The sequence below is a fragment of the Streptomyces sp. SAS_272 genome (assembly GCF_052543235.1).
Window position 1 is genome coordinate 28,375 of the sequence record NZ_JBMNDR010000061.1, and the last position, 23,196, is coordinate 51,570.

Annotated in this window: 16 protein-coding genes and 4 pseudogenes; 15 read left to right on the forward strand and 5 right to left on the reverse strand. The window is 70.4% G+C overall.

Going from position 1 to position 23,196, the window contains the following annotated elements; translation table 11 throughout:
* Positions 1–311: 311 nt before the first annotated feature.
* A pseudogene (locus ACN6LD_RS29010) lies at positions 312–2,053 on the reverse strand (carboxylesterase/lipase family protein).
* Positions 2,054–2,585: 532 nt separating this feature from the next.
* On the opposite strand from ACN6LD_RS29010, the gene ACN6LD_RS29015 reads away from it, so the two are divergent.
* The 3 genes from ACN6LD_RS29015 to ACN6LD_RS29025 all read left to right on the forward strand — a co-directional run bounded on the left by ACN6LD_RS29015 (position 2,586) and on the right by ACN6LD_RS29025 (position 6,239).
* Positions 2,586–3,599, forward strand: coding sequence for a hydroxyacid dehydrogenase (locus tag ACN6LD_RS29015; protein WP_445044762.1), 1,014 nt, complete (start codon positions 2,586–2,588; stop codon positions 3,597–3,599).
* Positions 3,600–3,811: 212 nt separating this feature from the next.
* Complete coding sequence (locus ACN6LD_RS29020) at positions 3,812–4,906, forward strand: LacI family DNA-binding transcriptional regulator (RefSeq protein WP_445044763.1); 1,095 nt, start codon at positions 3,812–3,814, stop codon at positions 4,904–4,906.
* A gap of 277 nt (positions 4,907–5,183) precedes the next feature.
* Positions 5,184–6,239, forward strand: coding sequence for a LacI family DNA-binding transcriptional regulator (locus tag ACN6LD_RS29025; RefSeq protein WP_445044764.1), 1,056 nt, complete (start codon positions 5,184–5,186; stop codon positions 6,237–6,239).
* Between the two features lie 175 nt (positions 6,240–6,414).
* On the opposite strand, the gene ACN6LD_RS29030 is transcribed toward ACN6LD_RS29025, so the two are convergent.
* Positions 6,415–7,335 (reverse strand): isocitrate lyase/PEP mutase family protein, encoded by a 921-nt coding sequence (locus ACN6LD_RS29030; RefSeq protein ID WP_445044765.1) that lies wholly within the window; start codon positions 7,333–7,335, stop codon positions 6,415–6,417.
* Positions 7,336–7,909: 574 nt separating this feature from the next.
* Between ACN6LD_RS29030 and ACN6LD_RS29035 the strand changes: the two genes are divergently transcribed.
* Positions 7,910–8,305 (forward strand): VOC family protein, encoded by a 396-nt coding sequence (locus ACN6LD_RS29035; protein WP_445044773.1) that lies wholly within the window; start codon positions 7,910–7,912, stop codon positions 8,303–8,305.
* A 308-nt stretch (positions 8,306–8,613) separates the two neighbouring features.
* Here ACN6LD_RS29035 and ACN6LD_RS29040 read toward each other — a convergent pair.
* The 3 pseudogenes from ACN6LD_RS29040 to ACN6LD_RS29050 form a co-directional block, all read right to left on the reverse strand.
* Positions 8,614–9,282 (reverse strand): annotated as a pseudogene (locus tag ACN6LD_RS29040) (helix-turn-helix domain-containing protein); the annotation flags it as partial.
* Positions 9,283–9,292: 10 nt separating this feature from the next.
* Positions 9,293–9,683, reverse strand: a pseudogene (locus tag ACN6LD_RS29045) (helix-turn-helix transcriptional regulator); the annotation flags it as partial.
* Between the two features lie 784 nt (positions 9,684–10,467).
* A pseudogene (locus tag ACN6LD_RS29050) lies at positions 10,468–11,604 on the reverse strand (YihY/virulence factor BrkB family protein); the annotation flags it as partial.
* Between the two features lie 123 nt (positions 11,605–11,727).
* On the opposite strand from ACN6LD_RS29050, the gene ACN6LD_RS29055 reads away from it, so the two are divergent.
* From ACN6LD_RS29055 to ACN6LD_RS29105, 11 genes are all read left to right on the forward strand, one after another.
* Positions 11,728–13,377, forward strand: a complete 1,650-nt coding sequence (locus tag ACN6LD_RS29055) for an acyl-CoA dehydrogenase family protein (protein ID WP_445044766.1) — start codon at positions 11,728–11,730, stop codon at positions 13,375–13,377.
* Between the two features lie 336 nt (positions 13,378–13,713).
* Positions 13,714–14,991, forward strand: a complete 1,278-nt coding sequence (locus ACN6LD_RS29060; protein ID WP_445044774.1) for a GAF domain-containing protein — start codon at positions 13,714–13,716, stop codon at positions 14,989–14,991.
* Positions 14,992–15,156: 165 nt separating this feature from the next.
* A complete protein-coding gene (locus tag ACN6LD_RS29065) occupies positions 15,157–16,491 on the forward strand; it encodes a hypothetical protein (RefSeq protein ID WP_445044767.1) in 1,335 nt (444 codons plus the stop codon).
* Between the two features lie 16 nt (positions 16,492–16,507).
* Complete coding sequence (locus ACN6LD_RS29070) at positions 16,508–17,080, forward strand: GNAT family N-acetyltransferase (protein WP_319188942.1); 573 nt, start codon at positions 16,508–16,510, stop codon at positions 17,078–17,080.
* Positions 17,081–17,231: 151 nt separating this feature from the next.
* The gene (locus ACN6LD_RS29075; RefSeq protein WP_309486338.1) at positions 17,232–17,315 is read left to right on the forward strand and encodes a putative leader peptide; all 84 of its coding nucleotides are present in this window, start codon (positions 17,232–17,234) and stop codon (positions 17,313–17,315) included.
* 173 nt (positions 17,316–17,488) lie between these two features.
* A complete protein-coding gene (locus ACN6LD_RS29080; protein ID WP_319188940.1) occupies positions 17,489–19,186 on the forward strand; it encodes a nitrite/sulfite reductase in 1,698 nt (565 codons plus the stop codon).
* The gene (locus ACN6LD_RS29085) at positions 19,183–19,371 is read left to right on the forward strand and encodes a hypothetical protein (protein ID WP_319188938.1); all 189 of its coding nucleotides are present in this window, start codon (positions 19,183–19,185) and stop codon (positions 19,369–19,371) included. Before ACN6LD_RS29080 ends, ACN6LD_RS29085 begins: the two co-directional genes overlap by 4 nt.
* On the forward strand, positions 19,368–20,078 hold the full coding sequence (locus ACN6LD_RS29090) for a phosphoadenylyl-sulfate reductase (RefSeq protein WP_319188937.1): 711 nt from the start codon (positions 19,368–19,370) through the stop codon (positions 20,076–20,078). Before ACN6LD_RS29085 ends, ACN6LD_RS29090 begins: the two co-directional genes overlap by 4 nt.
* A gap of 5 nt (positions 20,079–20,083) precedes the next feature.
* Entirely contained in the window at positions 20,084–20,692 is a 609-nt protein-coding gene (gene cysC / locus ACN6LD_RS29095) for an adenylyl-sulfate kinase (RefSeq protein ID WP_057576232.1), read from the forward strand.
* Complete coding sequence (gene cysD, locus ACN6LD_RS29100) at positions 20,689–21,627, forward strand: sulfate adenylyltransferase subunit CysD (protein ID WP_057575903.1); 939 nt, start codon at positions 20,689–20,691, stop codon at positions 21,625–21,627. The genes cysC and cysD overlap by 4 nt, the downstream gene beginning before the upstream one ends.
* A 2-nt stretch (positions 21,628–21,629) precedes the next feature.
* Positions 21,630–22,964, forward strand: coding sequence for a sulfate adenylyltransferase subunit 1 (locus ACN6LD_RS29105; protein WP_319188934.1), 1,335 nt, complete (start codon positions 21,630–21,632; stop codon positions 22,962–22,964).
* Positions 22,965–23,196 lie beyond the last annotated feature (232 nt).

The window sequence follows — 23,196 nt, forward strand, 5'->3', positions numbered from 1 at the left end:
GCCCAGCAACCCGGCACTCCGGCGGCCGTGCACAACGTGGGCCCGGACGTTCCATAGCGATGTTTCGCTGACCGGTTACGACGACGTTCCGCCCGCCCGTGGGCTGCAGCCGGCCCCCTCACCACAGTGTCGTCGAGGGACGGGCCGCCTGACCGCACGCAGCACACGGTCACCGGGCGGTGGCACGGCCTCTGCCCGGTGAGGCCTCCGGAAGCGGCGACGTCGCCCGGCGGTCCGCCACCACGGTGCCCACCGCCGACTTCCCCGCCCTCCCGCTCCTCCCCTCCCCCCTTTTTTTACCTTCTCTGCCGTCAGCGTTCCCGTGTCCTCCCGGTGGCCCGGCGCAGTCGGCGCACGGCCGACCTCAGCTCTGTGCCGCGTGCGGAGAATCCGGCCGGCGCCGGGTCCGACGCGGGCGTCCCGTGGTCCGGCTCCTCGGGAAGGGTGGTCTGCAGGGGCGGCGTCACCCACAGCGACAGCTCACGGTCGCGTACACCGTGTGCGGTGTACGCCCAGCCGTCGGTCCCGGGCGGCTTCGCGTCCGCCCGGGACAGCAGCCGGTCGTGCTCCACTCGCCCACGGTCGCCGTCGGTCTCCCCGAAGATCCGCACCGGATGGGCCGCGTTCCACGCCTCCCACCCGGGATCTCCGGTCGCCGCGAAGCGCGTCCACGCCCCGTGCATCGCGTCGGCGAGTTCCTGGGGGCCCCGTCCCCGGCGAGTTTCGCGGACTCCGGTGTCTCGCCGGTGTCGAAGACGAAGCCCAGTTCGAGGGCGTGGCAGGCGCCGAGGCCGGGCCGGCGCGAGGGCCAGGCGAACTCGTACACGTACGACGTCCCGGGGCGGGCGTCGGCCAGGCGTCGCAGGGGAAGCCGCAGCAGGCTGTCGGTGACCATCTGACCGACCAACTCCGCAGGGCCGGCCTCGGGGTGCAGGGCGCGGTAACCGCGCGGCACCTCGGGCCCGCAGTGGCAGCGGGCCATCGCACCGGCGAGAGCGACGGCGCCGAGCCTGTCGACGCGCTCGAGGAGTCCGCCGGGCACCAGCCAGAGCCGGTACTCGTCGCGCGTCCAGCCCATCAGCAGGTCGACGCCGACGGCGACGTCCCCGTCCACGAGTGCCGACAGAGGGTCACTCGGGACGAGATCGCCGTCGACGACGATGCCGAAGGCTGGACCTCCGAGGACCGGGCTGCTGAGCCTGCCGACCTCGGCCTGGGTGCGCAGCAGCAGGTCCCGGTCCACGGCGGCGAAGGCCTCCGCAGTGGCGGGGATCTTCAGCCGGGCGGCCATGCGCCGCACCATACGACGGACCTTGTCCCGCTCGAGCGCCTCCGGCGGTCCGCTCTGCAGGACGGCCCGCCGGAACAGGCCTTGTGTCTGCGGGGCCGCGATCAGTGCGCCGACGCTGATGGCTCCGGCGGACTGTCCTGCCAGGGTGACCCTGTCGGGGTCGCCGCCGAAAGCCCGGATCGAGCGGTGTACCCATTCCAGCGCGGCGAGTTGGTCACGGAGCCCGAGGTTGGCGGGGGCGTCAGGGAAGAGCCCGTAGCCTTCCACCCCCAGCCGGTAGTTGATCGATACGAAAACGGTTCCTTCACGTGCGAAACGGCGCCCGTCATAGACCGGAGTCGCCGAAGTACCCCTGGTCAGGGCACCGCCGTGCAGCCATACGATGACGGGCAGCCTTGCGCCGGGGCCGGGCTCGGGCGTCCAGACGTTGAGGTTGAGGCAGTCGTCGCCCGGCACGACGGGGTCGGACAGATACTTGGCGAAGGCGTCGGAGTACGGCGGTTTCGGCGGCGTCGGGCCGAAGGACCCGGCGTCGCGCACGCCGTTCCACGGTTCGGGCGGCGTCGGCGGCCTGAACCGGCGGACGCCGAACGGTGGTGCCGCGTAGGGGATCCCCCGGAATACGGCGACTCCGTGCTCGTACCTACCGCGTACGGCCCCGTAAGGGGTGCTGACGAGGGGACAGTCGTCGTGACCGGAGGCGTGGACGGGATGAGGTCCTGCCCCGGCATCGCCCGCAGGGTGCGTCCGGTCTGCCGCCATCTGCTCACCAGCCCTTCGCCGCGCTCGCACCGGTATGACCAGAGCACCACAACCGCGCCTGGTATTCCGGCGCACGAGCCGGTGGGAGAGCCGTTCGGCGTACGTCAGGGTGCCGGCGGAGCCGGCCCCAGCCTCTGGCATCCGGCCGTGCACCCCCTGCAGGGCCGCCTTTCTCCGGGCGGGGCCTGCAGGAGAGAGCGCATCTGAGCGGCACGACAACGAAAGGTGTTTCCGGGAAAGGTCGGGGTCCGCGAGCCGGACGAGCGACGCGCAGAGCACTCCAGCAACAGGCAGGAACCGGTTACTGCGCCAAGTCCACCCGAGCCGCCGAAACCCGGATTCCTCCCGGCCACGCAACAGCCGGTACCGACTCCCGATTGCCGATGATCATCCCTCGTGATGACCAGTTCACAGGAAAAGCCCGCAATGTTCCAACCCGGTGCGCTACCTGACACCGATTGACTGCGGCTCAACGCCAGATCTACGGTAGAAAACGCTTTCATCAGCGTTTCTCAAGCACTTCAGGAGAGTCATGCCCAGCACGCAGCTGCCCAGGGCCGTGTTCGCCATGGATCCGGTGCACGTCCCTCTCCTGTTCCCGGCACCGCTCCTGGCCCGGCTGCAGCGGACGGCCGACATCGACCCCGGGCTGATCGTGCGGGACTTCAGCGATCCCGCCGCCGCATCCGTGCTGGCCGAAGCGGACGTCCTGATCACCGGCTGGGGGTGCCCCCGCCTCGATGCGGGCGCGCTCGCCGGCACCCCCCGGTTGCGTACCGTCCTGCACGCCGCGGGCTCGGTCCGCTCAGTGGTCGGCGAGGCCCTGTGGGGCCAGGGGGTGACGGTGTCCAGCGCGGTCACCGGAAACGCCGTCCCGGTCGCCGAGTACACCCTCGCGATGATCCTGCTCGCCGGCAAGGACGCCTTTGTCCACCGTGAGCGCTTCCGCCGCACCCAAGCCCACCCGACGCACGCTGAAACCGCTGCCACCGGGAACCTCGGCCGCCGCGTCGGCGTCATCGGCGCCTCCCGTGTGGGACGTCGCCTGCTGGAACTTCTCCGCCCGTACGACTTCGACCTTCTCCTGCACGACCCCTACGTGAACGCGGCCGAGGCCGCCGAACTCGGCGCGCAGTTGCTCTCTCTGGAAGAACTGCTGCGACGCAGCGACATCGTCAGCCTGCACGCGCCCGACATTCCGGAGACCCGGCACATGCTCGACCGCGACCGGCTCGCCCTGATCCGCGACGACGGTGTACTGATCAACACGGCGAGGGGCGCCCTGATCGACCATGCCGCCCTCACCGACGAACTGGTCACGGGGCGCCTTTACGCGGTCCTGGACGTGACCGAACCCGAGCCGCTGCCCGCCGACTCCCCGCTGTACCGATTGCCGAACGTGTTTCTCACGCCGCATATCGCCGGCTCGCTCGGTAACGAGCTGGGGCGACTCGGCCGCATCGTCGTCGAGGAGCTGGAACGCCTGGTGGAAGGGCTTCCGCTCGCCCATGAGGTGCGCCGTGCAGACCTGGCCAGGGTGGCCTGACAGCCGGTCTGTCTCCTGTTCGTGAACGGCGTCGCCGGGAGTCGACGAGGTTATCCACAGGCCCGTCCACCTGGAGGTACAACCGGGATACGGTTCCCGCACCCACCGGGGGCCGGGTACCCCAGCCGTCCGGTGACGGGGCCACAGAGGTCTCCGCGACCAAGGCCTCCACGGCGTGCGCCATGGCGCCCACGACGGTAAGGAGCGGCAACATGAGTCAGAGCAGGACCACCGGGAAACCGGGCCGGGTGACGATAAGGGACGTTGCACATCGAGCGGGAGTGTCCGTAGCAAGCGTTTCCCGGGTCCTATCCGGCAACTACCCGGTCTCGAACGACATCCGCAGCCGTGTGATGCAGGTGGTCGGCGATCTGGACTACGTCACCAACGCGCATGCCAGGTCGCTGGCCGGGGGCGGAACTCCGACGGTGGCGATACTCATGAACAACATCACCGGCGCGGCGTTCGCCCATGTCGCGAAGGGGGTCGAAGGCGCGGCCGCCCTGCGTGGCTGGCTCTCGCTCGTCGGCACGACGGGCGACGATCCCGAACGCGAGCTCGCCCTGGTCAACTTGATGCGCCAGCAGGGGGTCGCGGCGGTGATCCTGCTCGGCGGCGCCTACGACTACGACGCGTACCAGTTGCGCATGGCCCGCTTCGCACGGTCCCTGGACGCAGCCGGCTCGCATCTGGTCCTGGTCGGCAGGCCGCCGCTGGAGAGAGACGCGCTGGCGACGACGGTCGACTACGACAACGAGTCCGGCGCCTACGCCATGGCCAGTCACCTGCTGTCGGCCGGTCACAGGCGCGTCCTGGTCCTGCCGGGCCCCGCCGGACTGACCACCGCGCAGGACAGGTTGAAGGGGGCGCAGCGGGCTTTCGAGGCCTACGGTGCGCCGTTCGACCCGAGGCTGGTGCGGCACGGCCCGTACGACGACGAGCACGGATACGCAGCGGTGGAGGCTGCCCTGCGCGAGAATCGGGACTTCACCGCCGTGCTCGCCGGTACCGACATCGTCGCCGCAGGCGCCATGCAAGCGGTACGGGCGGCCGGGCTGCGGGTGCCGGACGATGTGTCGATCACGGGCTATGACGACATCCCCCTGGCCTCCCGGCTCACGCCCCGACTCACCACGGTGCACGTGCCGTACGAGGAGATGGGCCGGGTCGCCCTGCGCGCGGTGGCCGATCGGCGGGAGGGGGCCGGAGCGTCCGCCCGGCGCAAGGGCGGGGACGTCGAACACCTGGTACTGGGCGCCCACGTCGTCGTACGGGACTCGGTGCGGCCGCCGAAACGCGGTCGCTGAAACCGTAGCGACGCCGTGCGTCGGCACCGCTCGTCACCCGCATCATCGCGCTTCGAGCCTTCCGCACTCCAGCGTTCCCGAAGCATAGATGCTCACCGCCCGACGGCCCGGACAGGGCGCCCGGAATGATCTCGCATTCCCCGGTCTCTTCACGCCGTGCTGAGCCACACCTAGTATAGCAAGCGCTTTCTGTGAGTGATCTGTTTCGGGATCGGCTCCGAAACAGCACTGCTCGAACTTTCGCTGGCCCTCGGGCGGGCCGGAGAGGTGGTTCCCGATGGTGCGCACGGCGGGTGCGGGCACGAGTCCTGGCGTGCCGGGCGGGCCGACGCTTGCGGTCGTGGCCCGTGAGGCGGGGGTGTCGGTGCCGACCGCGTCCAAGGTGGTGAACGGCAGAGAGGACGTCGCTCCCGAGACCCGACGTCGGGTCACCGAAGCGCTGGACCGACTCGGCTACGTGCGCAGACCGCGCTTCGACGCGACGAAGCCGACCAGGCTGATCGATCTCGTCGTGCACTCCTTGGACAGCTCATGGTCGGGCGCGGTGCTGCACGGTGTGGAGGAGGCGGCGTACGACGCGGACCTGGACGTCGTCGTCTCGGCAGCACTGTCCCGCACCCGCGCCGGCCGTCCACAGCGCGGCTGGCTCGACAAGCTGACTGCCAGAGGTTCCGCCGGAGTCCTGTTCAACCTGGCTGAGTTGACGGCATCTCAGTACGCCTGGCTGGAGCAGCACCGCATCCCGTTCGTGATGATCGACCCGGTGGTCGAGCCGCCGCCCGAGGTGGTCTCGGTCGGCGCGGCGAACTGGCAGGGCGGGGTGAATGCGACCCAACACCTGCTGGAACTCGGACATGAGCGCATCGCCGTGATCGCCGGACCGCGCCGCAGGATGTGCAGCAGCGCCAGAGTCGCCGGCTACCGCTCGGCGTTGGCGTCGGCCGGGATCGCCTACCGCTCCGAGTACCTTCACCACGGCGACTTCGACGAGTCCGTCGCCCGCCGCCGCATGGATGAACTGCTGGCCCTGCCCATGCCGCCGACCGCCGTCTTCGTCTGTTCCGACCGCATGGCTCTCGGGGTGTACCAGGCTTTGACCGAACGGGGGCTGCGAGTTCCCTGCGACGTCAGCGTGGTCGGTTTCGACGACCTGCCGGAGTCCCGCTGGACGACCCCCGCCCTCACCACCGTTCGACAGCCACTGGGGGAAATGGCGGCGACGGCCCTGCGGTTGCTGGTGCGGATGATGGACGGAGAGCACCCGGAGGGAACTCGGACGGAACTGTCGACGCGACTCGTCCCAAGGGCGAGTACGGCGCCGCCACCGGGCTGACGGACCAGCCCGCCCGGCCTGCTGCTCCCAGCCTGACGCCCGCCCGGTCCGCGCTGTTCCCGTCCTCACCCCGACCCCGGCCTCGCGTTCCCCACCCAGCACGTTGGCACCCACACGGGCACCGTCAACTGCAGCTGCGGGTCGGTCGGCCCGATGTCCTTTCCGGGCGCCGTCATCAGACCCCCGCGTTCACCTCATCCCTCAGGTCGGCCATCGTCCTCGCCGATTCCCGGCTGCGCACCGCCTCTCCCGAGGCGTGGCGGCGACGGGCGATGTTGCCCTCCAGCAAGCGGGTGGCGGTCGCCACGCCCACGCCGTCCACGGTGTCCGACTTCGGCAGTCGGCCATCCGTCCTCCTCAGTTCGGCGAGGGCGGAGTGCACGGCCTCATGGGCCGCGAACAGGCACGGAGTGCTGTAGATGGCGACGTTCACACCGAGGTCGGCCAGCTCGCCCAAGGAGAGCCTCGGCGACTTGCCGCCGGCGATCTGGTTGAACAGCAGCGGTTTGTCTCCGACCACGGCGCGGATCCTGCGGATCCACTCCACACTGCGGACACCGTCGACCAGGACCACGTCCGCGTCCGTTGCGGCCAAGGACGCAGCCCGGTGGAGGATGTCGTCCTCGTCTGTGGCATCGGTGCGGGCGACCACCACGAGGTCCTGACGGGTCGCCAGCACCATCTCCAGCTTGGCGAGGTACTCGCGCAACGGCAGTACCTGCTTGCCGTCGGCGTGACCGCACCGGCGTGGCCTTTTCTGGTCCTCCAGGATGACCCCCGACGCTCCGATCCGTTCCAGACCCTCCACCACGTGACAGGCGACCTCCGGGTCGACGTAACCGTCGTCGATGTCGACGAGCAGATGGTGCGTCGGAAACGCACCCCGCAACCGTTGTACGAAGGCCATCATGTCCGGCCAGGCGATGAAACCGATGTCCGGCAGCCCGTAGTACGAGGCCGCGAAGCCGAACCCGGAGACGAACATCCCGTCGTAGTGCTGCGCCGCGATCGACGCCGAGTACATGTCGTACACGCCGATCAGCGGAGTCGTTCCCGGACCGGCGATCCGGTCCCGCAGCTTGGTCCCGTGAGTCAACGTACGGCTCCTCCTGACATCCCCTTTCCGGAACAACCTCCGCAAGGCGTTCCGGAACAGATTTCCGAAACAAGAGGATGTCCGCGCCGGGCCCGAACGCTGGCCTCCGTGCCGTCCTCACTCACCCCGATGGCGCAAGCGGTTCACCGAAGAAACGTCACTGGAAACTCGGCGCCCGACCGAGGGCGGCGGCATGGGCGCCGACCATCCGCTGGCGTGGTGCCGTGGACAGGGCCGGAGACGGGTTCTCTACACCGCTCTCGGCCACGCGGCCGAGGCCTACCGGACCCCGAGTCCTGGCACAGCTGCGAGGTGGACTCCTGTGGGCCGACGGGCTGCGGAGCTCAGTGCTGCGCGAGGACATGGACCGCCTCCTCGCGTTGTTGCGCAAGGGTGTTTCCTGACCCCGCGCTTTTTGGCCCAGTCCACTCGGCCGAACGTATCGTCCTGGCGTTTCCTTCGGAAACGTGTCCGGCCTGACGTGCCCATTGTGGTGTTCCTGTTCTGACCGGCCCGCTGTGTCGTGTCCGTTTCTTTCAAGACCGCTTGCGGCGACCTTGCCTACCGTGGCCTCATAAGTCCACGATTCGATGCCATCGGCCTGGTCGTCTCCGACATGGCCGCCTCCGTCACCTTCTACCGCCGGCTGGGGTTCGTCTTCCCCGAAGGCTCGGAAGGGCAGCCGCACGCCGAGGCCGAACTGGCGGGTGGGCTGCGGCTGCTGCTGGACACAGAGAGCACGGTCCGTTCGTTCCATCCGAAGTGGCGAGCACCCTCAGGCGGCAACCGGGCCTCGCTCGCGCTGCGCTGTGACACACCGGAGGAGGTCGACACGGTGTACGAGGAACTGGTGGTCGCCGGTCACCCTGGCGAGCTGGAGCCCTGGGACGCCTTTTGGGGCCAGCGGTATGCCGTCCTGCACGACCCTGACGGCAACGGCGTCGACCTCTTCGCTCCGCTGGAGCCGTAGGCCCGGACTCTCGATCGCGCCGCCACGCCGGGGCTCACCGGTCCCGGAGGGCCGATCGCAGAGCACCCGCCTGTCTGCCCACCGGACCCACGTCTGCCGGCCCGCCACACCCGCCGTACCAGGCCCGTCCCGCCGGATCAGGGCTCGTCCCCCGCCGGATCAGGGCCCGTCCTGCCGCGCATCAGGTCCGTCCCGCCGGACCCATGTGCTCGATCGGAGGGGTCGCCCAGCGGTTCGGGCGACCGTGCCCGATACACCGGGTGGGCAGTGCCGATCTGCGGCGATGCTCCAGGTGGCCGCCGGTGCAGGAGCAGGTCTCCCAGCGTGCAGCCCGTGAGCTCCCGCACCTCCCGGGCCAGATGGGCTTGGTCGGCGTACCCGGTGCGGGCCGCCGTCTCCGCGAAGGGCGTGCCGTCGCGGGCCAGCGTGAGAGCACGTTGCAGACGCAGGATCCGGGCCAGGGTCTTGGGTCCATAGCCGAAGGCGACGAGCGAACGACGGTGCAACTGGCGCGCTCCGATGCCGAGTTCGTCGGCGGTCGCGGCCACCGCGCGACCCGCGGCGAGGACGGTGACGAGACGGCGCAGTTCCGGGTCGGGGGGAGCCGCTCGTTCCAGGGCCAGCGACTCGAGCGCCGCCGCCGGTCGGACCGCGGTGGTGATCCGGGCGGTCAGTCGCCGCACCTCGGGCGCCGGCCACAGGTCTGCCAACTCCACCCGCCGGTCGCGCAGTTCGTGAGCCGGTACACCGAGGAGGGCAGGCGCGGCACCCGGAAAGAAGCGGATGCCGGACCAGGGCACCGGCGGACCGTCGGGTACGTGCGCCCGGGTGTCAGGGCCGGCGACCAGCAGCCTGCCCTCGCTGTACAGCAGGTCCATGCAGCCGTCGGGCAACACGGGAAACGCCGCGGTCGAGGCCGACGGCGTGTTGGTCCACACCACCGCCCCGGCCAGCCGGGAGGCCCGCTCCTCGTACACGCTCGCCAGCCTACGCCGCGGAAAGGGTCGGCTTCGTCGTCGTCCCCCGACCGCGCCTCCCCGCGCCTCCCTCTGCCGCCTGTCCCTGAACCGTCCTGGTCCGGTGTTCCTGGGGGCTGACGCCGTACACCCGCTTGAAGGCACTGGACAAGGAGAACGCGCTTCCGTAACCGATCTGGCGGGCGATCGCACCGACGGTGTCCTCGCTGTCGCGCAGTCGGCCGGTGGCGAAGGCGAGGCGCCAGCCTGCGAGGTAGGTCATCGGGGGATTCGCCGACCAGGTCGGTGAAGCGACGGGCCATGGCTGCCCGGGACGCACCGGCCTTCGCCGCTGGAGGCGTCCGTCGGGGCAGGCGCGCTGTCCGCCCGGGGGGATCAGAGCCGGCACTGCGGACGTCGGGCGCGGACTGGACGGTCGTGTGGGCTGCGTGGTTAGCACAGAACGTCAGTGAGGGCCACTGGTGAAAGGACTGCGGGACAGCGGGGAGCTGGTGTTCCCGGGCGGGGAGGTCCAGGAGCCCTTACCCGACCTGCGGGGCGTCGCGGATGTGGTGGGGAAGGCGCTTACGGAAGGCGACCGGTACGTGCGGCGAACACCGGACGTGTCCGGGCCGCGGCTGCTGACGTTCCGGGAAGCCGTTGCGGAGGTAGGGCGCGGCTGGACACGAGCTCAGGTACACGCCGGTGTCCGCGCGTCAGTACGGCGAACGCCTGGCCGGTTTCGGGGTCCCGCCGGAGGAAACGGCGTTTCTGGTGGAGCTGTTCGAGTCGCTGCTGGACGGACGCAACGCCTGCCTCTCGGCGGGCGGCCGGGAGGTGCTCAGCCGCGAGCCGCGGGACTTCACGGAGTTCGCGGGGTTCGCGGGGGAGGCGGCAGAAAACAGGCGCGTGGAAGCCGTAACGCCTTTCTCCTGGTGTCACCGTTTCCCTGGTGTCACCGTTTCCCTGGTGTCACCTGCCGGGTGGCTGTTCCTCAGCGATTCCGCCGGTTCCCGTGACTCCGCTGTTTCCGTCGTTGCCGCGGATATTGCTGTCCCCCGCACTCCCGCTGTTTCCGCTGTTTCCGAGGGTCATGTTGTTTCCGGCGTTCACGCTGTTTCCGGTGTTCACGCCGTTTCCGCCGCTCACACAGTCCGCGTCGTTGCCGTCGTTTCCCCTGCTAGCGCCGTTCACCCCGTTCACCCCGTTTCCCTTCGCGGCACTCTTCACGTGGCTCCGGAAGCGTCCCGTCACGTCTTCCGGGGGAAGGAAGCGGGACCAGCGCTCGGGGAACTCGGAGGGCATGTCTGGATCGTCCGGGTCGTCGTCCTCGAAGGAGCGGGCCGCGGCCATCCGGGCGACGTACTCCGCGGCCTCCTCCTGGCGCAGCCGCTCGTTCGCTGCGCGGGCGGCTGCGGTCGCGGCGGCCGGCCAGACCCGGTCGATGGCGGCGTTGACGGCGGCGCCCACGAGTACCGCGAACGCGGACACGCCGATCCACAGCAGGACGGCGACCGCGGCGGCGAGGGAGCCGTAGATGGTGGCGCCCTCGATGGTGCTCGTCAGATAGATGCGCAGCAGGAAACTGCCGAGCACCCACATGGCGAGGGCGACGAGGGCACCGGGGACGTCCTCGATCCACGGCGACCGGACGGGCACGGAGACGTGGTAGAGCGTGGTCAGGAACGCGATGGACAGGACGATCACGACCGGCCAGTACAGGACCTGCACGACGGTCGTCGACCAGGGGACGATGCGGACCACGGCGTCCGGTCCCGCGACCATCAGCGGCAGCGCGACGGAGCCGATCAGCAGGGCTCCGACGAACAGCAGGAAGGCGACCAGCCGGGTCTTGACGATGCCGCGGACGCCGTCGAGGCCGTACATGACGGTGATGGTGTCGATGAAGACGTTCACCGCGCGCGAGCCGGACCACAGCGCGAAGAGGAAGCCGATGGAGATGACGTCGGGGCGGCCGCCCGTCATCACGTCGTCGAGGATCGGCTGCGCGATCTGCCGTACGCCCTTGTCCGACAGGACCGTGCGGGAGGCGTCGAGGAGGTTGGCCTCCAGGCTGGTGATGGTGTCGGTGCCGGTCCAGTCGTCGACGTAGCCGAGAAGACCGATGAGGCTGAGAAGCAGCGGAGGCACCGAGAGCAACGTGAAGAAAGCGGCTTCCGCAGCAAGACCGAGGATGCGGTACTCGATGCAGGAGTTGACGGTGTCCTTCAACAGCAGCCAGGCGGTCCGCCGCTTGGAGACGTTCCGGTATAGGGCACGCGCCCGGTGGAGACGCCCTGCGGGGCTCCCGGGTTGCTCGGGTGACTGACTTGCTGGCTGCACGTCCTAAAGGTATCCGCCGTTCGGGGCTGCACTCACCCCCGGCAAGGCCTCTTCACCGGGTCGGGGAGCGGCGCGCGGGCCGCTGACGGTCATGACCGCGGTACCCGGGGGTAGGTTCGGGCCATGGCAGGCAGCACGCACACGGTGACCAACCAGCCCCCGCCCCTGACCGGATACGACGTCTACGGCGCAGACCAGGCGCTGGTGGCGGCCGTGGAGCGGCACCTGGATCCGGGGCTGCTCGACGAGGTGCGCGGCGAGTTGTCGGCACTCGGGCGGGCGGCGGGGTCCGCGCAGGTGCAGGAGTGGGCGGCGCAGGCGGACGCCCATCCTCCGACACTTCGCACGTATGACCGGCACGGGCGCCGGATCGACGAGGTCGACTTCCACCCGGCGTGGCATCGGCTGCTCGGCAAGGGTGTGGGGGCCGGGCTGACCGGTGCCTGGGGGCGTCCGGGCGGGCATGTGCGGCGGGCGGCGGGGTTCCTCGTATGGACGCAGGTCGATGCGGGCAACTGCTGCCCGCTGTCGATGACGCACGCGGCGGTGCCCGCGCTGCGCACCGATCCGGGGCTGGCCGCCGAGTGGGAGCCCCGGCTGACGTCCACGACGTACGACCGCGCGCTGCGGCCGGCCGGGTTGAAGGCCGGTGCGTTGTTCGGCATGGGGATGACGGAGAAGCAGGGCGGCAGCGACGTCCGGGCGATCACGACGCAGGCCACTCCCCTCGACGAGGCAGGAGCGTACGAGCTGACCGGGCACAAGTGGTTCTGTTCGGCGCCGATGTCGGACGGTTTCCTGGTGCTGGCGCGGACGGCCCCCGGCGGGGACGACGACGGGCTGACGTGTTTCCTCGTTCCGCGCGTTCTCGAAGACGGTTCCCGGAACGTTTTTCGCCTCCAGCGGCTGAAGGACAAGCTGGGCAACCGGTCCAATGCCTCCGCCGAGGTCGAGTTCGAGGGGACGTGGGCGCGCCGGGTCGGCGAGGAGGGGCGCGGGGTGCGGACCATCATCGGCATGGTGGCGGCCACCCGGCTGGACTGTGTGCTGGGGTCGGCGGGGCTGATGCGGCAGGCGGTGGCGCAGGCGGTCCACCACTGTTCCCATCGTGCGGCGTTCGGCGGGAAGCTCGTGGACAAGCCGTTGATGCGCAATGTGCTGGCGGATCTGGCGCTGGAGTCGGAGGCCGCGACCACGCTCGCGCTGCGGCTCGCGGCGGCCTGCGACGACGGGAGCGAGCAGGAGCGTGCGTTTCTTCGGATCGCTGTTCCGGCAGCCAAGTACTGGGTGACCAAGCGCTGCGCTCCGGTGGCGGTGGAGGCGTCGGAATGCCTTGGTGGAAACGGTTACGTAGAGGAGTCGGGGATGCCCCGGCTGGTGCGGGAGTCGCCGCTGAACTCGATCTGGGAGGGCGCGGGCAACGTCCAGGCGCTGGACGTGTTGCGAGCGCTGCAGCGGGAGCCGCAGGCGTTGAACGCCTACCTGCACGAGGTGGGCCGGGCCCGGGGGGCCGACCATCGGCTGGACGGCGCGATCAGGGATCTGTTGACGGACCTGGCCGATCTGGACGGGGTCGAGGGGCGGGCCCGGCGGTTGGCTGAGCGATTCGCCCTGGTGCTGCAGGGGTCGCTGCTGGTGCGGTTCGCGCCGCCCGCCGTGGCGGACGCGTTCTGCGCCTCCCGGTTGGGAGGGGACGCGGGCGCGGCCTTCGGCACGTTGCCGCACAGCCTGGACCTGGCAGCGCTCGTCGAGCGGGCCGCTCCTGAGATGTGACGTCCCCGTCTGCCCCGGCCTCGCGCTTTTGAGGGAATCACGGAAACAGGAAGCGGGGGTGGTGCTGCGCCGACACGGCACCACCCCCGCCGCGATGGCCCTGCGAGGCCAGATCGCCGCTCGGGACGACGTGGCTCAAGTTTCAAACAGCCTGTGGATGTTCACCAGGGTTGCAGGGGGTTGCAACTTGTCGGTGGTTGTGACCGGAGTGTGCCCCTCCGTCACGGGCGGACGGCAAGATGGGGTCCCAGTAAGACCGGAAACAGTCGGCGCAGGCGCTTGACATCCGTTTCTCAGCCTGAGTCCAGCCCGGGAGGCCCAGTGGCGATGCCACCGATGAACGTGCCGCAGCTCGCGGCCGTCGACGCCGCGCGGGCGGCGCGGGTACTCAACCAGGTCCGTGACGCCCGGCTGTCCGGCCGGCAGGTGCGCGTCGCTCCGCGTCCGGTGATCGAGCAGTCCTGGGAACGCCTGCTGCGCAGTGGCGTCGATCCGGAGCGTGATGTCCGGGCGGGGCTGCTCAGCGCCGACGAGGTGCGGCGGCGGCGCGAGGAGTCGCCGCTGCGCGAGGTGCTGCCGGTGTTGCGGGAGGGGTTGCTGTCGGTCGCGGACGTCGCGCACCACATCATGGTGGTGGCCGACGGGGAGGGCCGGGTGCTGTGGCGCGAGGGCTGTGGCCCGGTGCTGCGCAAGGCCGACGGGCTGGGCTTCGAGTTGGGCGCGGACTGGGGCGAGGGGGTGGTGGGCACCAACGGCGTGGGCACGCCGGCGGTGGTGCGCCGGCCCGTGCAGGTGTTCGCCGCCGAGCATTTCGTGCGCTCGCATGCCGCCTGGACCTGCGCGGGTGCGCCGATCACCGACCCGCGCACCGGCCGGCTGCTGGGTGTCGTCGACGTCAGCGGGCCGCTGGAGACCATGCACCCGGCCACCCTGGCGTGGGTCGACTCGGTGGCGAAGCTCGCCGAGTCGAGGCTGCGCGAGAAGCATCTCGGTTCGCTGGAGCGGTTGCGCGCGGTGGCGGCGCCGGCGCTGGCCCGGATCGGCGGCCGGGCCGCGGCCGTGGACGGCGAGGGCTGGACGGCCGCGGTGACGGGGATGCCGTACACGAGCCGGATCTCGCTCCCCAAGTCGCCGTCCCCGGGGCGTCGATGGCTGCCGGCGCTGGGGATGTGCACCCTCGAGCCGCTGGCCGGGGGCTGGCTGGTGCGTTCGGTGGACGAGGCGGCCGGACGGCCACCGAGCGGTGCGAGCCGGATCGTGCTGGACCTGACCAGACCCCGGCGCTGGTCGGTGACGGTGTCGGGGGACGCGGGCTCGTGGTCGCACGAACTCAGTCCCCGCCATGCGGAACTGCTGTATCTGCTGGCGGTGCAGCGCGGTGGGCGCAGTGCGGCGGAGCTCGCGCTGGACATGTTCGGCGACTCGGACCGTACGGTGACGGTGCGGGCCGAGATGTCACGGGTGCGGCGTTACCTGGGGGGATTTCTGGAACACCGGCCGTATCGTTTCTGCGAGGACGCCGAGGTCGACGCGCTTCTGCCCGCGGATCCCGGGGGGCTGTTGCCCCATTCGACCGCGCCGGCGGTGGTCAGAAACAGAACGTCGTCACCGTAGCAACGATGATTCATCCGCCTATTTCGATAGCGTCTTCCGCATATTTGCGCGGACTTCGTCCTCCGGGGCGGCCGACTGCCGTAGCATCCCTCTACGGGTCACCCCACCTGCTCCTCTGTCAACGTATGGATCATCAGGCGCAGTTGGCCCGCCTCAGGAGGGCGAATGAGACAGCGCGGCCGACACCGCCGGCGCAGGCGCGGCAGGGCACTACGGGCGTTTCTGTCCGGAACCGCTCTCGCCCTCACCGCCGCCGCCACCGTGATCAGCGCTTCCCAGGCGACGGTCACCCACGACGGCCCGGGGGACCTGAAGCCGCTCTCCGCGGCGTCCGAGGTCGCTGAGCTGCGACTGACGGAGAACCTGGTGCCGCAGGCCACCCTGGACCGGCTCGCGGCCGGGATGGGCCGCCCGGTCGGGGTCAGCGCGGTGCTGGACGGCGCCGACCGCACCCTGCGGGACGCCATCGACTGCTCGCCCGCCGAGCGCCGGGCCCTGCCGGTCGCTCCCACGGCCACGCGCGCGTACTGCTGGAACACCGACGACACGGCCGGCTGGCGGCCGGGCGCGGTCACCACGTCGGGGGACGCGGACGACGACGGCGTGTGGGGCTCGAACCGGGTGATCCTCTCCGGCTGGTCGCGCAGCGGCGGCGCGGGGGCGGACCGGGGCCTGGCCCGGGTCGGCTTCGTGAACGCCGCCGACCTCGGCCACCTCTCCTACACCTGGGCGTTGCTCGCCGTTCCCGTGGACGGCGGCCGGGACTACCGCGGGCTGGTCTCGCACGTCTCCGGCATGGTCTGGTACCAGGACAAGCTGTTGGTCACCGCGGACGACGGCGACCGGTCCGCGCTGTACGTGTACGACATGAACCGTGTGCAGCGCGCCACGGTCGCCGCCGACGCGGTGGGCCGGGTGCCCGGCGGCTGGTCGGCGCACGGGTACGGTTTCGTGCTGCCGGCCGTCGGCTCCTACGAGCTGAGCGGCGGCCCCGGCGCACCGCATCCCTCGGCCGTCTCCCTCGACCGCAGCACCGCGCCGGACAGTCTGGTCGCCGGGGAGTGGACGCTCGACGACGGTGACCGCGACGCCCGTCTGTGGCGCTACCCGTTCAGCACCGCGTCCGGTCACGCGGGTCTGCTCGCCGCCGGTCCGAACGGGCGGGTGACGGCGTCCGAGGCCTACACGACGAAGGTCACGGGGGTGCGCGGCGTGCTCTCCTACGACGCGCAGTGGTACGTGACCCGCGCCGCCGGCCCGCACGACGACCATGGGACGCTGTGGCGTCAGAGCCCCGGCGGGACGGACGACGCGCGCAGGAGGGGCGGCGAGGGCGGCGGCTCCGGCGCCGCGGAGTGCGGCGCGGCGGACCGGCACAGCTGCTGGAGCACGCAGACGGAGTCCCTGTCCTACTGGGCGGCGACCGGCGAGGTCTGGACGCAGTCGGGCCGGGCGCTGTTCGCGCTGCCGCTGGCCTCGATCGACAGAATGTCGCAGTGATGATTCCCTGGCGGGCATGACGAACATCCCCGTGATCACCTGGTCTCTGGAGCAGACCGATCCCGGCGACCTCCTTCCGGCCGCCGCGCCCGAGGGCGACGTCCGGATCGTCCGCTCCGAGGTCCCCTCCCCCGAGTTCAGCCGTTTCCTGTACGCGTCCGTCGGCGGGGACATTCGCTGGATCGACCGGCTGCGCTGGACGTACGCGCAGTGGCGGGAGCATCTGGAGCGTCCCGGGGTCGAGACGTGGGTCGCCTACGAGCGGGGCACGCCGGCCGGGTACGCAGAGCTGGAGCCGCAGGACGACGGGGTCGTCGAAATCGTGTACTTCGGTTTGCTGCCGGCTTTCCGTGGGCGGCGGATCGGCGGACACCTCTTGTCGTACGGTGCCGCCCGGGCGTGGGACCTGACCGACCGCTGGCCGGGCCTGCCGCAGACCAAGCGGGTGTGGCTGCACACCTGCAGCCTGGACGGCGAGCACGCGATGGAGAACTATCAGCGGCGCGGTTTCACCCTGTTCGACACGAAGGTCGAGGAACAGGCCGAGGTGTCGGCGCCGGGCCCCTGGCCGGGCGCTTTCCCCGTCTGAACCGCTTTCCCCTACCCGTGGTGACCTGCGCGGACAAGAGACCACGCACGTCGTGTGACAGACGACACCCTTGTCTCGCATTCCGGGACAAGGGTGTCCGCATCGCGGACGAAGCTGGACTGTGTCCAGATCGCCGTGACACGCTTTCGTCATGTCCGGAACTGGAATTGCCTTGGTGAGTCGGCGGCACGTCGACCTCGGCCGCATGTCCAGCGCCATCTGTCCGGCGAGCTGACGAGCCGCAACTCCGCCCGACATCCGAGTACAGCCTCCCGCCTGCGCAATGATGCGTATGGCTCCTGTGCGCCCGTACGCGCAGGTCAGAGCCTCTCGCCCCGTCACCCGACCACCGCCGGACGGCGCTGCGCGCCGACACCTTCCGCTGCTGTCCCGAAGGACGTATCAACCATGGCCGCCACCCCGCAGAAGCCTGCAGCCGCGACTCCCCGCCGCAAGGTGAGCCGTCACCGCGGCGAGGGCCAGTGGGCCGCGGGGCACCACACCCCGCTCAACGGCAACGAGCAGTTCAAGAAGGACGACGACGGTCTCAATGTGCGGACACGCATTGAGACGATCTACTCCAAGCGGGGCTTCGACTCGATCGACCCCAACGATCTCCGCGGCCGGATGCGCTGGTGGGGTCTGTACACCCAGCGCAAGCCCGGGATCGACGGCGGCAAGACCGCGATCCTGGAGCCGGAGGAGCTGGACGACAGGTACTTCATGCTGCGCGTGCGCATCGACGGCGGTGCGCTGACCACGCAGCAGCTGAGGGTCGTCGGCGAGATCTCGCAGGAGTTCGCGCGGGGCACCGCCGACATCACCGACCGGCAGAACGTGCAGTACCACTGGATCCGCATCGAGGACGTGCCCGAGATCTGGAACCGCCTGGAGGCGGTGGGCCTGTCCACGGTCACCGCGTGCGGCGACACCCCCCGTGTGATGATCGGCTCCCCCGTCGCCGGCATCGCCGAGAACGAGATCATCGACGGCACCCCGGCGCTGGAGGAGATCAAGCGCCGCGTCCTCGGCAACAAGGCGTACTCGAACCTGCCGCGGAAGTTCAAGACGGCGATCTCGGGCTCCCCGGTGCTGGACGTGGTCCATGAGATCAACGACGTCGCGTTCGTCGGCGTCCGCCACCCCGAGCACGGGCCGGGCTTCGACCTGTGGGTCGGCGGCGGGTTGTCCACCAACCCCAAGCTGGGCGTGCGGCTGGGCGCCTGGGTCCCGCTGGACGAGGTCCCGGACGTCTACGAAGGCGTGCTGTCGATCTTCCGTGACTACGGCTACCGGCGGCTGCGCACCCGCGCCCGACTGAAGTTCCTGGTCGCGGACTGGGGACCGGAGAAGTTCCGGCAGGTGCTGGAGGACGAGTACCTGCAGCGCAAGCTGGTCGACGGCCCGGCCCCGGACCAGCCGGTGGACCGGTGGCGCGACCACATCGGCGTGCACCGGCAGAAGGACGGCCGTTTCTACGTCGGTTTCGCACCGCGTGTCGGCCGGGTGGACGGCACGACCCTGACGAAGATCGCGGAGCTCGCCGAGGCGCACGGCTCGGGCCGCGTCCGGACCACCGTCGAGCAGAAGATGATCGTCCTCGATGTCGAGGAGGCGCAGGTCGCGTCGCTCGTCGAGGGCCTGGAGGCGCTGGACCTGACCGCCCGGCCCTCGACCTTCCGGCGCGGCACCATGGCCTGCACCGGCATCGAGTTCTGCAAGCTGGCCATCGTCGAGACCAAGCAGCGCGGCTCGCAGCTGATCGACGAGCTGGAGCGCCGCCTGCCGGACTTCGACGAGCCCCTCACCATCAACCTCAACGGCTGCCCGAACGCCTGCGCCCGCATCCAGGTCGCGGACATCGGTCTCAAGGGCCAGCTGGTCCTCGACGAACGGGGCGAGCAGGTCGAGGGCTACCAGGTCCACCTGGGCGGCGCGCTCGGACTCGAAGCCGGTTTCGGCCGCAAGGTCCGCGGTCTGAAGGTCACCTCGGACGAGCTGCCGGACTACGTGGAACGCGTTCTCAAGCGGTTCCAGGAAGAGCGCAAGGACGGCGAGCGGTTCGCCGCCTGGGCCTCGCGCGCCAGCGAGGAGGCCCTTTCATGAGCGAGCGGGCCGCCCCTTTCTACTGCCCCTACTGCGGCGACGAGGACCTGCGTCCGAGCGAGGCCCTGCAGGGCGGTCACGGCGCCTGGGAATGCGCGGCGTGCAACCGCGCATTCCAGCTGAAGTTCCTCGGGCTGCTGTCCCGGGGCGTTCAGCGCACCGAAACGGGAGGGGACCGGATATGACGACGCTTCAGGAAGGCCGTACGACCGACGAGTTGAAGGCGCTCGCCGAGCAGGCGGGCCGCGACCTCGAGGACGCCTCGGCGCTCGAGATCCTGCAGTGGGCGGTGGACACCTTCGGCCGGAAGTTCTGTGTGACCTCCTCCATGGAGGACGCCGTGGTCGCCCACCTCGCCTCCCGCGTACTGAAGGGCGTGGACGTGGTGTTCCTCGACACCGGTTACCACTTCCCCGAGACCATCGGCACCCGGGACGCGGTCGAGGCCGTGATGGACGTCAACGTCATCACCCTCACCCCGCGTCAGACGGTCGCCGAGCAGGACGCCGAGTTCGGGCCGAAGTTGCACGACCGCGATCCGGACCTGTGCTGCAAGCTGCGCAAGGTGCAGCCGTTGGAGGAGGGGCTCCGGGGGTATCGCGCCTGGGCCACCGGCCTGCGGCGCGACGAGTCGCCGACCCGGGCGAACACCGCGGTCGTCGGCTGGGACGAGAAGCGGCAGAAGGTCAAGATCTCGCCGATCGCCCGCTGGACGCAGGACGACGTCGATGCCTACATCGCGGAGCACGGCGTACTGTCCAACCCCCTTCTGATGGACGGCTACGCGTCCGTCGGCTGCGCCCCGTGCACCCGCCGGGTCCTCGAGGGCGAGGACGCGCGCGCCGGGCGCTGGGCGGGACGCGGGAAGACCGAGTGCGGACTGCACGGCTGACCGCCATGACCGCGACCTCCACGAACAGCGCCGCCCACGGCAATGCCCCCCATCCCCCTACGAACCGGGAGAACCACGTGACGACCGGAGCCACCGTCTGGCTCACGGGTCTGCCGAGTGCCGGCAAGACCACCATCGCGTACGAGCTGGCCGGCCGGCTGCGCGAGGAGGGCCACCTCGTCGAGGTGCTCGACGGCGACGAGATCCGCGAGTTCATCTCCGCGGGCCTCGGTTTCAGCCGCGAGGACCGGCACACGAATGTGCAGCGCATCGGTTTCCTGGCCGAGCTGCTGGCCCGTAACGGAGTCAAGGTGCTCGTCCCGGTGATCGCGCCGTACGCGGACAGCCGTGAGGCCGTGCGCAAGCGCCACCAGGAGAGCGCAACCGGTTACCTGGAGGTGCACGTGGCGACTCCGGTCGACGTGTGCTCGGTCCGCGACGTGAAGGGCCTGTACGCCAAGCAGGCTGCGGGCGAGCTGACCGGGCTCACCGGGGTCGACGACCCCTACGAGGCGCCCGAGTCGCCCGATCTGCGGATCGAGTCCCAGGACCAGACCGTGCAGGAGTCCGCGGCGTCGGTGTACGCCCTGCTCAGCGAGAGGGGACTGGCATGACGACGACCGTCGCCGAGACCGAGGAGGGCACGGTCAGCCCGTACACCCTCAGCCATCTGGACTCGCTGGAGTCCGAGGCGGTGCACATCTTCCGTGAGGTGGCGGGCGAGTTCGAGCGGCCGGTGATCCTGTTCTCCGGCGGCAAGGACTCCATCGTCATGCTGCACCTGGCGCTGAAGGCGTTCGCCCCGGCCGCCGTCCCCTTCTCGCTGCTGCACGTGGACACCGGGCACAACTTCCCCGAGGTCCTCGAGTACCGCGACCGGGTGGTCGCCGAGCACGGGCTGCGCCTCCATGTGGCCTCCGTGCAGGAGTACATCGACCGTGGAGCGCTCAGGGAGCGTCCGGACGGGACCCGCAACCCGCTCCAGACGCTGCCGCTCACGGAGAAGATCCAGGCCGAGAGGTTCGACGCGGTCTTCGGCGGGGGCCGGCGCGACGAGGAGAAGGCGCGCGCCAAGGAGCGGGTGTTCTCCCTGCGCGACGAGTTCTCCCAGTGGGACCCGCGCCGCCAGCGGCCCGAGCTGTGGAACCTGTACAACGGCCGCCACGCCCCCGGTGAGCACGTCCGGGTCTTCCCGCTCTCCAACTGGACCGAGCTGGACGTCTGGCAGTACATCGCCCGCGAGGGCATCGAACTGCCGGAGATCTACTTCGCGCACGAGCGGGAGGTGTTCCGGCGGGCCGGCATGTGGCTGACCGCCGGCGAGTGGGGCGGCCCCAAGGACGGGGAAACGGTCGAAAAGCGTCTCGTGCGTTACCGCACCGTCGGTGACATGTCCTGCACCGGCGCCGTCGACTCCGACGCCGTGACGCTGGACGACGTCATCGCCGAGATCGCCGCCTCCCGGCTGACCGAGCGCGGCGCGACCCGCGCCGACGACAAGATGTCCGAGGCCGCGATGGAAGACCGCAAGCGCGAGGGGTACTTCTAAGCATGAGCACCATCACCTCCGAGGAACTCTCGGCCACGACCCTGTTGCGGTTCGCCACCGCGGGCTCCGTCGACGACGGCAAGTCCACCCTGGTGGGCCGGCTGCTGCACGACTCCAAGTCGATCCTGAGCGACCAGTTGGAAGCCGTCGAGCGCGCCTCGGCGAGCCGTGGGCAGGACGCGCCCGACCTGGCGCTCCTCACCGACGGCCTGCGCGCCGAGCGCGAGCAGGGCATCACCATCGACGTGGCCTACCGCTACTTCGCCACGCCCCGGCGGCGGTTCATCCTGGCCGACACCCCGGGTCATGTGCAGTACACCCGCAACATGGTGACGGGCGCCTCCACGGCGGAGCTGACGGTGATCCTGGTCGACGCCCGCAACGGCGTCGTCGAGCAGACCCGCCGGCACGCGGCGATCGCTGCCCTGCTCCGGGTTCCGCATGTCGTGCTCGCCGTCAACAAGATGGACCTGGTCGACTACCGGGAGCCGGTGTTCGCGGCGATCGCCGAGGAGTTCACGGCGTACGCGAGCGAGCTGGGCGTGCCCGAGGTGACCGCGATCCCGATCTCGGCGCTGGCCGGCGACAACGTGGTGGACCCGTCGGCGAACATGGACTGGTACGGCGGGCCGACGTTCCTGGAACATCTGGAAACGGTTCCGGTCAGTCACGATCTCGCGCACTGCCACGCCCGGCTGCCCGTCCAGTACGTGATCCGGCCGCAGACCGCCGAACACCCGGACTACCGGGGCTACGCGGGCCAGATCGCGGCGGGCACCTTCCGGGTCGGCGAGGCGGTGACCGTGCTGCCGTCCGGTCGCACGTCGACGATCTCCGGCATCGACCTGCTGGGCGAGCCGGTGGACGTGGCGTGGACGACGCAGTCGGTGACCGTGCTGCTCGCGGACGACGTCGACGTCTCGCGCGGCGACCTGATCGTGCCCACCAAGGACGCCCCGGCCACCACCCAGGACGTCGAGGCGACCGTGTGCCATGTGGCCGACCAGCCGCTGACCGTCGGGCACCGGGTGCTGATCAAGCACGGCACCCGCACCGTCAAGGCGATCGTGAAGGACATCCCGTCCCGTCTCACGCTCGCCGACCTGTCCCTGCACCCGCACCCGGGACAGCTCGTCGCCAACGACATCGGCCGGGTGAAGATCCGCACGGCACAACCGCTTCCGGTGGATTCCTACGCCGACTCGCGCCGCACCGGCTCGTTCATCCTGATCGACCCGGCCGACGGCACGACGCTCACCGCCGGCATGGTCGGCGAGTCGTTCGCGTCGCCGGAGCCGGTCAAGGACGCGGCCGACGACGACGGCTGGGACTTCTGACCGTGGCGGCGACCGACGTCTACGCGACGTTCGCGAAGGAGGGCGGCCGGGTCGGCAGCGGCGCCCTCGGCAGCGGGCAGGGCGGAGTCGCGCGATGTGCGGGCTGACGTACGCGCACCGCCTGCGCGCCCGACCGCCCCGCCCGCCGTCGTGGAAACGACGAAAACCCTTTGCCGAGCTCCCGGCCACGACCTGAGAGACCGTGACCGCCGGGCCGACGAGAGGAACCCCT